General features: G+C 65.4%; 10 protein-coding genes and 1 pseudogene. 3 read left to right on the top strand and 8 right to left on the bottom strand.

The annotated features are described in order from the left end of the window. Window positions 1–31: 31 nt before the first annotated feature. The 4 genes from terL to AXW83_RS22405 form a co-directional block, all read right to left on the bottom strand. On the bottom strand, window positions 32–1,231 hold the full coding sequence (gene terL / locus AXW83_RS22420; RefSeq protein ID WP_168166134.1) for a phage terminase large subunit: 1,200 nt from the start codon (window positions 1,229–1,231) through the stop codon (window positions 32–34). A 229-nt stretch (window positions 1,232–1,460) separates the two neighbouring features. Next, window positions 1,461–1,856 carry a DUF5681 domain-containing protein gene (locus AXW83_RS22415; protein WP_156640299.1) on the bottom strand — a complete coding sequence of 132 codons (396 nt, stop codon included), beginning with the start codon at window positions 1,854–1,856 and terminating at the stop codon, window positions 1,461–1,463. Continuing rightward, window positions 1,846–3,354 carry a site-specific DNA-methyltransferase gene (locus AXW83_RS22410; protein ID WP_236841742.1) on the bottom strand — a complete coding sequence of 503 codons (1,509 nt, stop codon included), beginning with the start codon at window positions 3,352–3,354 and terminating at the stop codon, window positions 1,846–1,848. Before AXW83_RS22410 ends, AXW83_RS22415 begins: the two co-directional genes overlap by 11 nt. A 684-nt stretch (window positions 3,355–4,038) precedes the next feature. After that, entirely contained in the window at window positions 4,039–5,454 is a 1,416-nt protein-coding gene (locus AXW83_RS22405) for a mannose-1-phosphate guanylyltransferase/mannose-6-phosphate isomerase (RefSeq protein WP_066617532.1), read from the bottom strand. A 302-nt stretch (window positions 5,455–5,756) separates the two neighbouring features. On the opposite strand from AXW83_RS22405, the gene AXW83_RS22400 reads away from it, so the two are divergent. Beyond that, entirely contained in the window at window positions 5,757–6,497 is a 741-nt protein-coding gene (locus AXW83_RS22400) for a haloacid dehalogenase type II (RefSeq protein ID WP_066621082.1), read from the top strand. Window positions 6,498–6,512: 15 nt separating this feature from the next. On the opposite strand, the gene eutC is transcribed toward AXW83_RS22400, so the two are convergent. The 4 genes and pseudogenes from eutC to AXW83_RS22380 form a co-directional block, all read right to left on the bottom strand. After that, window positions 6,513–7,307, bottom strand: a complete 795-nt coding sequence (eutC, locus tag AXW83_RS22395; RefSeq protein ID WP_066617529.1) for an ethanolamine ammonia-lyase subunit EutC — start codon at window positions 7,305–7,307, stop codon at window positions 6,513–6,515. Further along, window positions 7,304–8,692 (bottom strand): ethanolamine ammonia-lyase subunit EutB, encoded by a 1,389-nt coding sequence (locus tag AXW83_RS22390; RefSeq protein ID WP_066617520.1) that lies wholly within the window; start codon window positions 8,690–8,692, stop codon window positions 7,304–7,306. The genes eutC and AXW83_RS22390 overlap by 4 nt, the downstream gene beginning before the upstream one ends. Window positions 8,693–8,738: 46 nt before the next feature. Continuing rightward, window positions 8,739–9,256, bottom strand: a pseudogene (locus AXW83_RS22385) (RES family NAD+ phosphorylase). Further along, entirely contained in the window at window positions 9,249–9,620 is a 372-nt protein-coding gene (locus AXW83_RS22380) for an antitoxin Xre/MbcA/ParS toxin-binding domain-containing protein (protein ID WP_066617518.1), read from the bottom strand. Before AXW83_RS22380 ends, AXW83_RS22385 begins: the two are co-directional and overlap by 8 nt. A gap of 108 nt (window positions 9,621–9,728) precedes the next feature. Between AXW83_RS22380 and AXW83_RS22375 the strand changes: the two genes are divergently transcribed. Together AXW83_RS22375 and AXW83_RS22370 are read left to right on the top strand one after the other, a co-directional pair. After that, the gene (locus AXW83_RS22375; protein ID WP_066621079.1) at window positions 9,729–11,597 is read left to right on the top strand and encodes a TRAP transporter large permease; all 1,869 of its coding nucleotides are present in this window, start codon (window positions 9,729–9,731) and stop codon (window positions 11,595–11,597) included. Further along, entirely contained in the window at window positions 11,597–12,583 is a 987-nt protein-coding gene (locus tag AXW83_RS22370) for a TRAP transporter substrate-binding protein (RefSeq protein WP_066617516.1), read from the top strand. The genes AXW83_RS22375 and AXW83_RS22370 overlap by 1 nt, the downstream gene beginning before the upstream one ends. The last annotated feature ends 1 nt before the right edge of the window (window position 12,584 follow it).

Below are 12,584 nucleotides of genomic sequence, written 5' to 3'. Positions count from 1 at the left end.
GACTCTGCCTCGCGCGGAGCCGGCCTGGAAGCTAAGCCCTCTGGAACCGCGACTGCGGGCGGGCGATCTTCTGCGGCCGGACCGGCACCACCGGCGTGCGCGCCGTGAGGTACTTCAGCGCCTGGCTGGTGGAATCGACCTGGTCGTCATGCCGTCCTGTCGGAAACGCCAGGAGCTCGGAGAGATAATCCGCCAGCCAGTCCGCCTGCTGGGGCAAAAACACCTGCCCGGCTTCAAAACGCGCCGCCTGAGCCAGTAGCCGCGCCGCCTTGTCGAACCGGGCTCCCTGCAACAGCGGATAGAGCTGACCCGTCCGGCGGAGATCCTGGGATAGCGCCCGGCCGAGTTCGGTGTCCTCTATCAGCGTCGCATCGACGTCGTAGTCCTCGGCGACCGCGATCATCTTGCGCCGAAGCTCCGGGCTCTCCCAACGACCGCGCACCACGTCCAGCAGGTAGTATTGCTGGCCCCGCGCGCCCCAGACGGTGCCAACCGACCAATCCGCGGTCTCCGTCAGGGTCGATGCGGTATCCCAGGAGGCGATCACCAGCTCGAATTCATCAGGCCGGCGATCATAGGACCGGATCCAGTCGCGCTTGATCGCATTGCCCTCGGCCGGAAGTGGGTTTTGCTGGTATTGCGCCGAGAAGTTCAGCGTTCCAAGATTCCGCTTTGCAACCTCCAACCATGCACGCGGCTCGCGTTGGGGATGGAGTACCTCACCGGCCCGGCGGTGGTAGAGCGCATCCGGGCCGTCGCCAATCCGGTAGGTCGAATTCTCCATGGCGATGGCGGGGATCGACAGCACCTCCCATTCCTCCTTATCCAAGACGTGCCCGACGAGGTCGTCCTGGTGGAGGCGCTGCATCACGATGATGATGGCGCCGTTCATCCGGTCGTTCAGGCGCGAGTACAGCGTCGCATCGTAGAACTCTGTCACCCGTCGACGCTCAGCAGCCGAAAGGACAGCGTCAAGACCGTTGATCGGATCGTCGATGACGATCAGATCGGCGCCGCGCCCGAGCACCGAGCCACCGACAGAACTGGCAAAGCGCGAACCGCGCTCGCTGGTCTCGATCTCATTCTTGCGGTTGGTCTTGATTGTGAACGCGGGAAACAGTCCACGATACCACTCGCTCGTCACAACGCTGCGAAAATCCGCAGCGTGCTTGAGCGAAAGTTCGTTGGCATAACTGATCGCCATGATCCGCTTGCGCGGATCATGGCCCATCACCCAAGCGGTGTAGCCGATCGTGACGCAGATCGACTTGGCCGAGCGCGGCGGCACATTGATGATGAGCCGCTTGCACTCGCCTCGCCAGACCCTCGTCAACTGATAGGCTATCGCATCGATATGCCAATTGGGCAGATAGAGCGTCCCCGGATCGAGCGTCATGAAGCTACGGGCGATGAAGCTCGACATATCCTGACGGAGGATCTCTTGTAGCAAGAGCGCGTGATTAGACATCGCCCCCTCCCGTGCCGAGACCTCGGCGCCTGATGAATTCGGCGATCATCGCGTCGGTCTCGGCTGCGCTCAGCGCGTCCGACTGGCCCGCCGCGCTGTTGTCGTTCAGCCCGTCAGCTTTGAGCAACAGGCTCATCGCACGGAGGTCTCCGCCTAAACTCATCGACAGAAGCTTGTAGTAGAGCGCACGGCGAGCCGTAACCCTCACCCGCTTGCCGTCTATGTTCATCGTCTTCATGCGAGACAGCACGAACTCGCAATCGTTCTGGCCGACCACTTCTGTCGATTTCTTTCGTCCGGAGGGGTTACCGCTCCGGCCTTTCTGGAAACGGCTGTGTTTCGGCGGGTTCTTGTACCCGACAGCGGGCTGATCGGCGTCACGCGACATCGTCGCCTCCCACCGTCATCGCGTTGCTGCCGGCAATCTGGTGCCCGCGCTGCAGCGCCATCTCCGCGAAGCTCAATCCTGTCTCAGCGTGACGCGCCTCCCGCTTGAACAGCTTCTCCCAACGCGCGATAGCGACATCGACATAGAGCGGATCAAGCTCCATCAGGTAACCCCGCCGCTTGGTCTTCGCCGCCGCGATCAGGGTCGTGCCCGAACCACCAAAGCAGTCCAGGATGATCCCATTGAGCTTTGAGGCGTCCTTGATCGCGTCGCTCACCATCGCGCAGGGCTTGACGGTGGGGTGCGCCGCTAGATCCTCCATCCGTCCACGGCCGAAGCCGTTCGCGCCGGCATAGCTCCACAACGTCGTGCGATAGCGGCCGTGGCGGCCGAGCTCGATGTTATTGATGTGCGGTGCGTTGCCGCTCTTCCAGAGCGGGATCAACTCGGTCTGCGAGCGGTAGAGCGAACCCATCCCCGCATTGGTCTTGGCCCAGGTGATCACCGTCTTCAGCTCGGAGAAGGTCGAGTAACCGGCGGTGAGCATCTCGTGGAGGTGGGGGCCGTCGATGCAGGTGTAGATCAAGGCCCCGTCCTGGCAGGCGGCCACGATCTCGCCGAACACGCTGGTCAGAAAGGCGGTGAACTCGGGCTTGCTCATCTCGCCCGAGGCCATCGGGAAGGGGCGGTGCTTGATCTTACCGAGCCCGCCGACATGACCATCGATCCGGACGTTATAGGGCGGGTCGGTAAACGTCATCTGAGCGAGCTCACCGCCCATCAGCTTGGTGTAGACAGAGCGCTCACGTGCGTCGCCACAGATGATGCGGTGGTGTCCCAACAGCCAGAGGTCGCCACGCCGCGTGACAGCCTGGACACCGATGGGCTCCACCGCATCAGCCGGGTCCATCTTCAGCGCCGGGGCCACGTCAGTGTCTAGGATCACATCGATCTGAGGCGTCTCGAAGCCTGTCAGCTCCACCATAGAGTCGATCTCGATCAGATAAGACAGCTCGATCTTGAGGGTTTCGTTGTCCCATCCTGAGAGTTCAGCGAGACGGTTATCGGCCAACGCAAGGGCACGTATTTCGTCCGAGCCAAGGTGGTGGAGCGAGATCGTCGGAACATTAGACAGACCCAAGAGCTTGGCTGCCTCATAGCGCCCGTGCCCGGCGACAATGATGTCCTCGCTGTCGACCAGGACCGGTGTCACGAAACCGAACGACTTGATGCTTGCGGCGATCTGATTGATCTGCTTCGTGGAATGCGTCCGAGTCTTGCGCGGTGAAGGCTTCAGATCGGCAAGCGGCCGTGTGACCACCTTAGCCTCAAAGCGGACGACTGCGCCCATCAGTTCGGTGTCGGACTGCTGAATTACCGAATCTACGAACGGCGGGCGGCTACGCTGGCGTATGCGAAGCGGGTTAGTGTTATCGACTTTCGAGGTCATGATCGACTCCATCTGGAAATCGACCGGATCAATGAGCACCCGCGTCACTACTGCCCCAAGGCGCAATACGCCTTAGGCTGGTAGCAACGAGGGCTGCTCACTGACGTGAAATGCCTCGCTCGTGAATGCGCCTCAACCCGATCTGGGGGGCGTTACGCCCGCATTGGAAACGCGAGCAAATCGTAGATAGCCACTCCCGAGTGGCTTCGCAACAAAAATTTGATCAATGATAACAAATGGATAGTCTCTTCGGCCGCAGGCGCTCGCCAAATAGCCGGCCGTTGGCTCGCTCATGGGGATCGCGCCCTCTCTGCTCAGGATCTCGAAATTCACTGCAAACAACTCAGTCATTCACTGCTTGGCGAGTGCCAAATCCCTGCTTGATGAACTGGCCATCTTGGCTCAACCGCTTGAGATTATTCTAGATTCCCGCGCAAATAGGCGCTGCGCTTCAGTGTTTTGGAAAAAATTTGGCTGATCATTCCCTGCTCGCAGGGAAATCGAGGCTGTCGCCCTCGATATTTGGCTCGATCTGCGACACCAACGCCCGCCTGCCCCGGCGGTTCACCGAGCATCTTGCCTTGCTGGTTGAAGGGCTATCCCTGCAGCGCAAAACCGCGAACGTTCACACCGTCGCAGTGCATCGGTTCGGCGTGAACTCAATAAAAGACCAGCCGCAGGCGGCATGTTTGTCGACCTGCGTAACCAAAAGCGGCTCGAGAAAGTACTCCCTCACACCCGCTTATAGACATCCTCATATCGCACGATGTCGTCCTCGCCGAGGTAGCTCCCCGATTGCACCTCGATGATCTCGAGCGGGATCTTGCCGGGGTTCACCAGGCGGTGGGTGCAGCCGAGCGGGAGGTAGATCGATTCGTTTTCGCGCAGCATCACCTCGTCCTTGTCGCGCGTCACCACGGCCGTGCCCTGGACCACGACCCAGTGCTCGGCACGGTGGTGGTGGCTCTGGAGGGAGAGCTTCTGGCCCGGGTCGACGAGAATGCGCTTGACCTGGAAGCGGGTGCCGAGATCGAGCGTCTGGTAATAGCCCCAGGGACGGTAGACGCGGCGTGAGGAGATCACGCTGGGGTGCGCGCCTGCCTTCAGCTTCTCGAAGGCGCCCTTGACGGCTTCGGCCTTGTCGCGATGCGTCACCATCACCGCGTCGTCCTCGACGATGACGACGGCGTCCTCCATGCCGATCAGAACCGTGAGAGGGCCTTTGGTCTGAACGTAGCAGTTGCGGCTGTCGAAGAGTTCGACCGCGCCGCTGGTGGCGTTGCCCTGCGCATCATGGGGCGAGGCTTCCCAGACGCTGGACCAGTTTCCGACATCCGACCAGCCGAAGGACGCCGGCACCACCGCGGCGAGCTTGGTCTTCTCCATCAGGGCGTAATCGATCGATTTCTTGGGCGCGGCCTCGAAGGCAGTGGCGTTCAGCCGGACGAAGCCGATATCCTCCTCGGCCTGGGCGACGGCGGCCTGGGCGGCCTCGACGATGGCGGGCTCGAATTTCGAGAGTTCCGCGAGGAAGGCGTCGGCGCGGAATAGGAACATGCCGCTGTTCCAGAGATAGTTTTCAGCGATGTAGCGGGTGGCCGTCTCGGCATCCGGTTTCTCGACGAAGCGCTCGACCGCCTTGACGCCGTCATGCGTCGATGCGCCGGCCTGGATGTAGCCATAGCCGGTGGCGGGATGGTCGGGGATCATGCCGAAGGTGACGATACGGCCGTCGTTGGCCGCGGTTGCGCCTGCCGTTACGGCCGCCTCGAAGGCTCCGGTCTCCATGACGATATGGTCGGAGGGCAGCACCATCATGCTGGCGCCGGGGTGGCGCGACTGGACGAAGGCGGCCGCGGCCGCGATGGCGGGGCCTGAATCGCGGCGCGCCGGCTCGAGCAACATGTCGCCCTGCATGCCCATCTGGAGCATCTGGCTCGCGACAAGGAAGCGGAAATCGGCGTGGGTGACGATGACGGGGGCCGTGAACATCGGCCCTTTCACACGGGCCAGCGTCTTCTGGAACATCGATTCCTCGCCGATGAGGGCGATGAACTGCTTGGGGAAAGCCTCCCGCGAGGCGGGCCAGAGACGCGAGCCGGCGCCGCCGCAAATGATAACGGGAACGATCGAAGCAGATTGCACCATCTCTGAGTTACTCCTGCGAGTTCAACGAAAAGGAAGGCGCAAACGCCGCGAAACCGACCCATCAAGCTGTTCGGACATGCTGCCCTGGCGAAGGCTTGTCAATGCTGCCGGTGGCTGGGCGCCGGCAGCGCCGAGTCCCGGTTAACAGGCCCTTGATGTTCCGGTTTTAGGCCAACGGAGAGATCGAATCGCAGGTGCTCATCTGCCTAAACCGTGACCAGCGCCATCTCCTGGCGGGGCTGGTCGGAAAGACGAGAAGCCCTATCATCGACGCGCGACATGCTTGCGACGGGGTTTCGCCCATGACGATCAAGGCCTTCGTCTTCGACGCCTATGGCACGCTCTACGACGTACAATCCGTCGCCAGCCTTACCGAAGCGGCGTTTCCCGGTCATGGCGAAACGATCACTCAGATCTGGCGGATGAAGCAGCTCGAATACACCTGGCTGCGATCGCTGATGAACGCCTATTTGGATTTCTGGACGGTGACGCAGGATTCGCTCGTCTACGCGCTCGATGTGCTGGGGCTCGACGCGAACAAGGCGGCCATATCCGCTCTCGCCCAAGCCTATAACCATCTAGTGCCCTTTCCCGACAGCGTCGCCGCGCTGGACGCAATGGCAGACCGGAGGCTCGCGATTCTCTCCAACGGCAGCCCCGCAATGCTCACGGCGTTGCTCGCCAATAGTGGGCTGACAGAGCGATTCGAGGTCGTGATCAGCGTCGATGCGGCCGGGGCCTACAAGCCCGATCCTCGCAGCTACGGACTCGTCGAAGCCCATCTCGGCGTAAAGCCGGACGAGGTCGTCTTCGTCTCGTCCAACGGCTTCGACGTCGCTGGTGCGAAACGCTTCGGCTTCAGGGTCGCGCGGATCGCGCGTGTCTCGCCCTCCGCCCTGCATGCCGAGATCGGCGCTGCAACGCCGATCGCGCCGAAGACGCTGTTCAAGGCGCTGCGCATGCAGGAGGAGCATCTCGGGGAGGCCCCGGATTGGACGGTCGCATCGCTGGGGGACCTGCCGGCATTGATGGCGGGACTCTGATCTGCGCGATTCCGCTCAGGCGCCGGGAAGCGGCGTCACCCGTTCGGCGGCAGCGAGCGCGCGGTCGCTCTCGTCTTTGAGATCGACGCCGGTGAGGGAGCGGCGAAACGCCTGGTCGATCAGCCAGGCGAGCTTTGCCGCCGCGTCTGGGAAGGAGAGCCCACCCGGCCGTATGTTGGAGATGCAGTTGCGGGCGGCGTCGGTCAGGCCAGGCTGAGCGGCGAAGGTGAGATAGGCGCCCAGCGAATCGGGCGAGGACAGGCCCGGCCGCTCGCCGATCAGCACCAGCACCATGCGTGCGCCGAGCGCATGAGCCGCTTCGTCGCCGAGTGCGACGCGGGCCTGGCTGGCGATGACGACCGGCGCGAGCGAGCGGCCCTGCCGTTCGAGATGGGGCAGCAGCGCCGCAAGGAAGGGCGCAGCGTTGCGATGGACCGCCGTCGAGGACAGGCCGTCGCCGACGATGATGGCGAGGTCGCAGGGAGCATGGCGCGCCGCCAGCGCCTCCCGGCTTTCGGGCGAGAGACCGCGCCCGAGATCGGGGCGGCGCAGGTAGTCGGCCCGCGAGCGTGCGGCGCTTTCGGCCATGACCGTATCGAGGGCAAGAGCCGCGAGATCGGCCGCGACCGCGTCGGGCCGAAAGGGCTCGTGAACGGCGTCGCGCGCCTGGGCATGGGCGAGCCCGAAACGCAGCACCTCGCGGGTCGGCAGCGAGGCGCCCGAGCGGCCGAGCGCGATGCGGGCCGGCGTCAGCTCCGCGAGCCGCGTCCAGAGCTGCGCCGTCGAAGCGGGCTTGTCGGGCGTTGTCATGCCGCGCGGTCCTGGATAGCGGCGAGCAGAGCCTGCCCGCCCTGCCCAGAGGTGAGCCGGCCGGCCGCGTCGGTGATGTCCATGCGGGCGAGCCAGGCCTCGAATTCGGGCGCGCGCTTCAGGCCCAGCACCTCGCGGACATAGAGCTGGTCGTGGAAGGAGGTCGACTGGTAGTTGAGCATGACGTCGTCGGCGCCGGGGATGCCCATGATGAAGCTGACGCCGGCCGTGCCCAGCAGGGTCAGCAGCGTGTCCATGTCGTCCTGATCGGCCTCGGCATGGTTGGTGTAGCAGATGTCGCAGCCCATCGGCACGCCCATCAGTTTGCCGCAGAAATGGTCCTCCAGACCGGCGCGGATGATCTGCTTGCCGTCATAGAGATATTCGGGGCCGATGAAGCCGACGACCGTGTTGACCAGCAGCGGCTGATAGGCGCGCGCGACGGCATAGGCGCGCGCCTCGATGGTCTGCTGGTCGACGCCGTGATGGGCGTTGGCCGAGAGCGCCGAACCCTGCCCGGTCTCGAAATACATGACGTTGTCGCCGACCGCGCCGCGCTTCAGCGAGCGGCCGGCCTCCAGCCCCTCCTGCAGAAGGGCGAGCGTCACGCCGAATGAGGCGTTGGCGGCCTGCGTTCCCGCGATCGACTGGAAGACGAGGTCCACTGGCGCGCCCTGCTCGATCAGCGCGATCGAGGAGGTGACATGGGTCAGGACGCAGGCTTGGGTCGGTATGTCGAAACGCGTTATCAGCGCGTCGAGCAGGCGCAGCAAATCGCCGATCGCACTCATCGAATCGGAGGCGGGGTTGATGCCGATCACGGCATCGCCGCAGCCATAGCTCAGACCGTCGATGGTCGAAGCGAGGATACCGGGCACGTCGTCGGTCGGATGGTTGGGCTGGAGGCGGACGGCGAGCGTGCCCGGCAGGCCGATCGTGTTGCGGAATTTCGTGACGACGCGGCATTTCTTCGCGACGAGGATCAGATCCTGATTGCGCATGATCTTCGAGACCGCCGCCGCCATCTCCGGCGTGATGCCGGGTGCGAGGCGCGTCAGCGCGGCGGGCGTCGCCGCATCGGAGCAGAGCCAGTCGCGGAATTCGCCGACCGTCAGCGAAGCGACGGCGGCGAAGGCCGCGGCGTCGTGGCCATCGACGATCAGGCGGGTGACCTCATCCGTCTCGTAGGGAACCAGCGCCTCGTTCAGGAAGGTGCGCAGCGGGACATCGGCCAGCGCCATACGCGCCGCCATCATTTCCGCCATGCTGGAGGCGGCAAGGCCGGCAAGCTGATCGCCGGAGCGCAGCGGGGTCGCCTTCGCCATCAACTCCTTCAGATCGGCGAAGACGTAGCGCGTCGCCCCGACATCGTGCCTGAACATCATGGTCTCCGATCATGCGGCAGAACCGCGTCGCCGCCGCTGGCAAGATTCAGGCCCAGGATCGCGGTCCCTTCGGTAGCCGGCCTTCCGGGTCGACGACCCGAATCGCCGGTGCGCCATCGCTGTTCCAGCGCCAGAGCGCGACGCAGGAGCCGCCGGGCGACATATGCGAGGGATAGATGACACCATCCCAGCCCCGATCACCAAGCTGCTTCGCCACTTGATGCGTCGGTGGCATTCCGCCGCCCTCGATCTCCGCGCGCCACTGGCTGCGGTGGATCTCCATCGTCAGGCCGAGGCTCCCGAGGGTTTCCGCGTCGGTCAGGTCGGCCAGGCGCGCGCCGGTGACCACGAGTTGCGCGATCAGGGCCGGGTGCTGGACGAAGCCCTGATTGTACTCAGCCCAGGCGGTCGAGAGTTCACGGGCGGCATAGAGGCAGGGTTCGCCGACCGCGTTCCAGCGGCCGCCATAGCGCGCGGCGCCCTCGCCCACAGCGGCGCATAGGACCAGCGCGGCACATAGGCCCGCCAAAGGACGAGTTCGGCAGGCGCCACAGACTCAGGCATAAACGCCGGCGCGCACTGATTCCAGATAATCGAGCACCGTCCCGCCCTTCCCGTCCCGGACAAGGTCGAGCGCGGTCTTGCCACCCCATCCCGGCAGCGGCTGATGCTTGAACCAGATCGCGGCGCGGCCCTCGTCGCCAGCCATGTCGGCCGCCATGGTGATGATGCGCACGAGCGGGCTGAGAGCGCTATCGACGCGGCGCGCGCCGGTCTTTGCCGTCAGTGTGGTCCGCGCGACGCCGATCAGCGCCGCCAGCTCGGACAGGGTGACGCCGAGCGTATCGGCGACGCGCCGCGCCGACAGAAAAGGCTGTCCGTCTTCGCGGAAGACCGAGGCGGTGAGATCGAGAGCCATCGAGGCCATGTCGCAATTCCTGCGCGGATCGGTCAATTCGTGCGCAATATGCGCCTGAATTCCGTCGCGCTCAAGGCTTCTGGCCGCGGCCGCGGTCCGGTGGTAGCCAAGGCGCCGATGACGACCTCCAACAGATCCCACGCGGCAAGCGCGAGCCGCCTATGCGACCGCTCTGGACGCGGGCTGGCGCGGCTCGTGGCAACACTGGAGTGGCTTGGCGCGGGCATTCTGGCGGCGCTTTTTCTCGTCGTCATGGCGGCGGTTCTGCGGCGCTACGTGCTCGGCGGGGGACTGGTCTGGTCGGACGAACTGGCGATCTGGCTGAACGTCGCGCTGGTCGCGGTCGGGGCGCCGTTGGCGGCGACGAGCGCGCTCGCGATGCGGCTCGACGTGATCGTGCGGCTGCTGCCGGAGCGCGGGCAACGGCTTGCGGCGATTTTTGCCGATGCGGTCGCAGTGCATGGCTCGCTCGTTCTGGCAATCGGCGGAGCGAGCGTGGCCGCGCTGGTCGGCGGTACCTCGACCGCGCTCGGCCTGCCCGAAAGCTGGCGGTTCGCGGCCTTCGCCATCGGCGGCGGGCTGACCGTTCTGGTCGTGATCTGGCGGGCTTCGCTCGACCGCTCGCCGCGAGCTGCGCTGGCCTCGCTGGTGCTGGGCATCGCGCTCTATCTGGCGGCGCAGAGCGCAACCGGCCTGTTCGTACCGACACCGAGCCTCGTTGCGGCGATCGCGGCCGGGCTCGGACTGCTGCTGGGCGCTCCCCTGCCCTACGCGCTGCTGGCGGGCGTCTCGCTGACGGGGGCGGTCGGCGGGCTCTTGCCGGAGCCCGCGATCGTGCAGAACACGGTGTCGGGCGTCAGCAAGTTCCTGCTGCTGGCGATCCCGTTCTTCCTGCTCGCGGGCGAACTCCTGACGGCCGGTGGGCTGGCCGAGCGGCTGGTGCGCTTCGCGGCAGCGCTGGTCGGGCATCTCCGGGCCGGCCTGGCCCAGACTGCGCTCGTTTCCAGCGTGCTGTTCTCGGGCGCGTCGGGTTCCTCGGTGGCGAACGCCGCCTTCGGGGCCAAGGTGATGGCGCCGACGCTGGTGGCGCGCGGCTATCCGCCCGCCCATGCGGCGGCGATCGTGGCGGGCGTCTCGATGCTCGACAACATCATCCCGCCCTCGATCGCCTTCCTGATCCTCGCCACCGCGACTAACCTCTCGGTCGGCTCGCTCCTGGTCGGCGGCTTTGTCGCCGGCGGCGTGCTGGCGCTGGCGCTCGCCATCGGCATCCATCTTAGCGTGCGCGACGTCGTTGATGCGCAGCCCAAGGCGAGTGGACAGGAACGGGCTCGAAGCTTCGTGGGGGCGCTGCCGGCTATCGGGCTCGGCGTGGTCGTCGTCGTCGGCATCCGCTTCGGCATCGTCACCACGACCGAGGCCTCGGCGCTCGCCGTCGCCTATGCACTATTCACCTGTCTCGGCCTGCGCAGCCTGAATGCCGGTACCGTGTTCAATTCCCTGCGCAAATCCGCAACGGAGGCGGCCGCCGTCGGGATGCTGATCGGCGCGTCGGCCCCGTTTGCCTTCCTGCTCGCGCTCGATCGCGTCTCCGACCAGATGGCGGGCCTCGTCACCGCGCTCGGCGGCGGGCCCTATGCGGTGATGCTGCTTGCCAATCTGGTGCTGCTGGTCGCGGGGCTGTTCCTCGACATTGGCGCGGCGATCCTGCTGCTGGCGCCGTTGCTGCTGCCGGTTGCGATTTCCGCCGGGCTCGACCCGATCCAGTTCGGCGTCATCCTCGTGATCAACCTGATGATCCATGGGTTGACGCCGCCGCTCGGCATTCTCGTGTATGTCGTCGCCGGCATCACCCGCGTTCCGGCGGGCGCCGTGTTCAGGGCCGTCCTGCCGCTGCTGGCGAGTCTTCTCGTGGCACTTGCCCTATTATGTCTCGGCGCGGCGGCCTGGCCGTCGCTTCCACCGTCGTTCAAGGACCTGTTCTGATGCTGCCCACTCGCCGTCTGGTCGCCTCCGCCCTGCTGGCCGCGCCCGCGATACTGTCCTCGCGAGCCAGCCATGCCGCCGGCCGGCCGGTCACGGTCGCCTCGCTGTTCGGCGAGGACAAGCCGGAGACGAGGATCTGGCGCAGGATCGCCGCGACGCTGGACCGCACCGCGCCGGGCCGCTTCGACCTGCGCATCGTCGGCAATGCGGCGCTGGGCGGCGAAAAGGAGGTCGCCGAGGGGATGCGGCTCAGCTCGGTCCAGGCCTCGCTCTCGACGGTGTCGGCGCTGTCGGGCTGGGTGCCCGAGAGCCAGATTCTCGACCTGCCCTTCCTGTTTCGCGACCGCGATCATCTGAAGCGCGTGCTCGCAGGCCCACTCGGCGAGGAGCTGAAGGGCAAGTTCGAGCGCCAAGGCTTCGTCGTGCTCGGCTTCATCAATTACGGCGCCCGGCATCTGCTCGCTAAGGAGCCGCTGACGACCCCGGCCAGCGTCAAGGGCAAGCGCATCCGCGTGATCCAGAGCCCGCTGCACACCGAACTCTGGTCGGGTTTTGGCGCCTATCCGACGCCGATTCCGATCCCCGAGACCTACAACGCCCTGAAGACCGGCGTGGTCGATGCGATGGACCTGACGAAATCGGCCTATGTCGGCTTCAAGCTGCACGAGGTCGTGCCGTATCTGATCGAGACCGGGCATATCTGGGCCTCGGGCGTGATCTGTGTCTCCGCCGCGTTCTGGAAGGGGCTCGCCCCCGAGGACAGGGCGGCGCTCGCAGCCGCTGCGGCCGAAGGCGCGGGCTATTTCGACGAGATGATCGTCGCCGACGAGGAGGCCTCGATGGCGCGGGCGAAGGCCGAGGGCGGCAAGGTCGTGCAGCCGGAGGACCGGGCGGGCTGGGAGGCGGGCGCTCGCAAGGTCTGGACCTCGTTCGCCCCTAAACTCGGCGGGATCGAGAATATCGAGGCCGTGGCCAAGAGTGCATGAG

Origin of the sequence: Bosea sp. PAMC 26642 (genome assembly GCF_001562255.1) — a bacterium.
Lineage (GTDB): Bacteria > Pseudomonadota > Alphaproteobacteria > Rhizobiales > Beijerinckiaceae > Allobosea.
Note: the sequence above shows the minus strand (reverse complement) of the source record. Positions and strands in the feature narration are given on the sequence as shown.

Bases quoted from the DNA above. Each gene is read 5' to 3' on its own strand.
- AXW83_RS22370 (WP_066617516.1), top strand. From the start codon at position 11,597: ATGCTGCCCACTCGCCGTCTGGTCGCCTCCGCCCTGCTGGCCGCGCCC.
- AXW83_RS22380 (WP_066617518.1), bottom strand. From the start codon at position 9,620: ATGGCCTCGATGGCTCTCGATCTCACCGCCTCGGTCTTCCGCGAAGAC.
- AXW83_RS22400 (WP_066621082.1), top strand. From the start codon at position 5,757: ATGACGATCAAGGCCTTCGTCTTCGACGCCTATGGCACGCTCTACGAC.
- AXW83_RS22375 (WP_066621079.1), top strand. From the start codon at position 9,729: ATGACGACCTCCAACAGATCCCACGCGGCAAGCGCGAGCCGCCTATGC.
- AXW83_RS22415 (WP_156640299.1), bottom strand. From the start codon at position 1,856: ATGTCGCGTGACGCCGATCAGCCCGCTGTCGGGTACAAGAACCCGCCG.
- AXW83_RS22405 (WP_066617532.1), bottom strand. From the start codon at position 5,454: ATGGTGCAATCTGCTTCGATCGTTCCCGTTATCATTTGCGGCGGCGCC.
- AXW83_RS22390 (WP_066617520.1), bottom strand. From the start codon at position 8,692: ATGATGTTCAGGCACGATGTCGGGGCGACGCGCTACGTCTTCGCCGAT.
- terL (WP_168166134.1), bottom strand. From the start codon at position 1,231: ATGGGCCATGATCCGCGCAAGCGGATCATGGCGATCAGTTATGCCAAC.
- eutC (WP_066617529.1), bottom strand. From the start codon at position 7,307: ATGACAACGCCCGACAAGCCCGCTTCGACGGCGCAGCTCTGGACGCGG.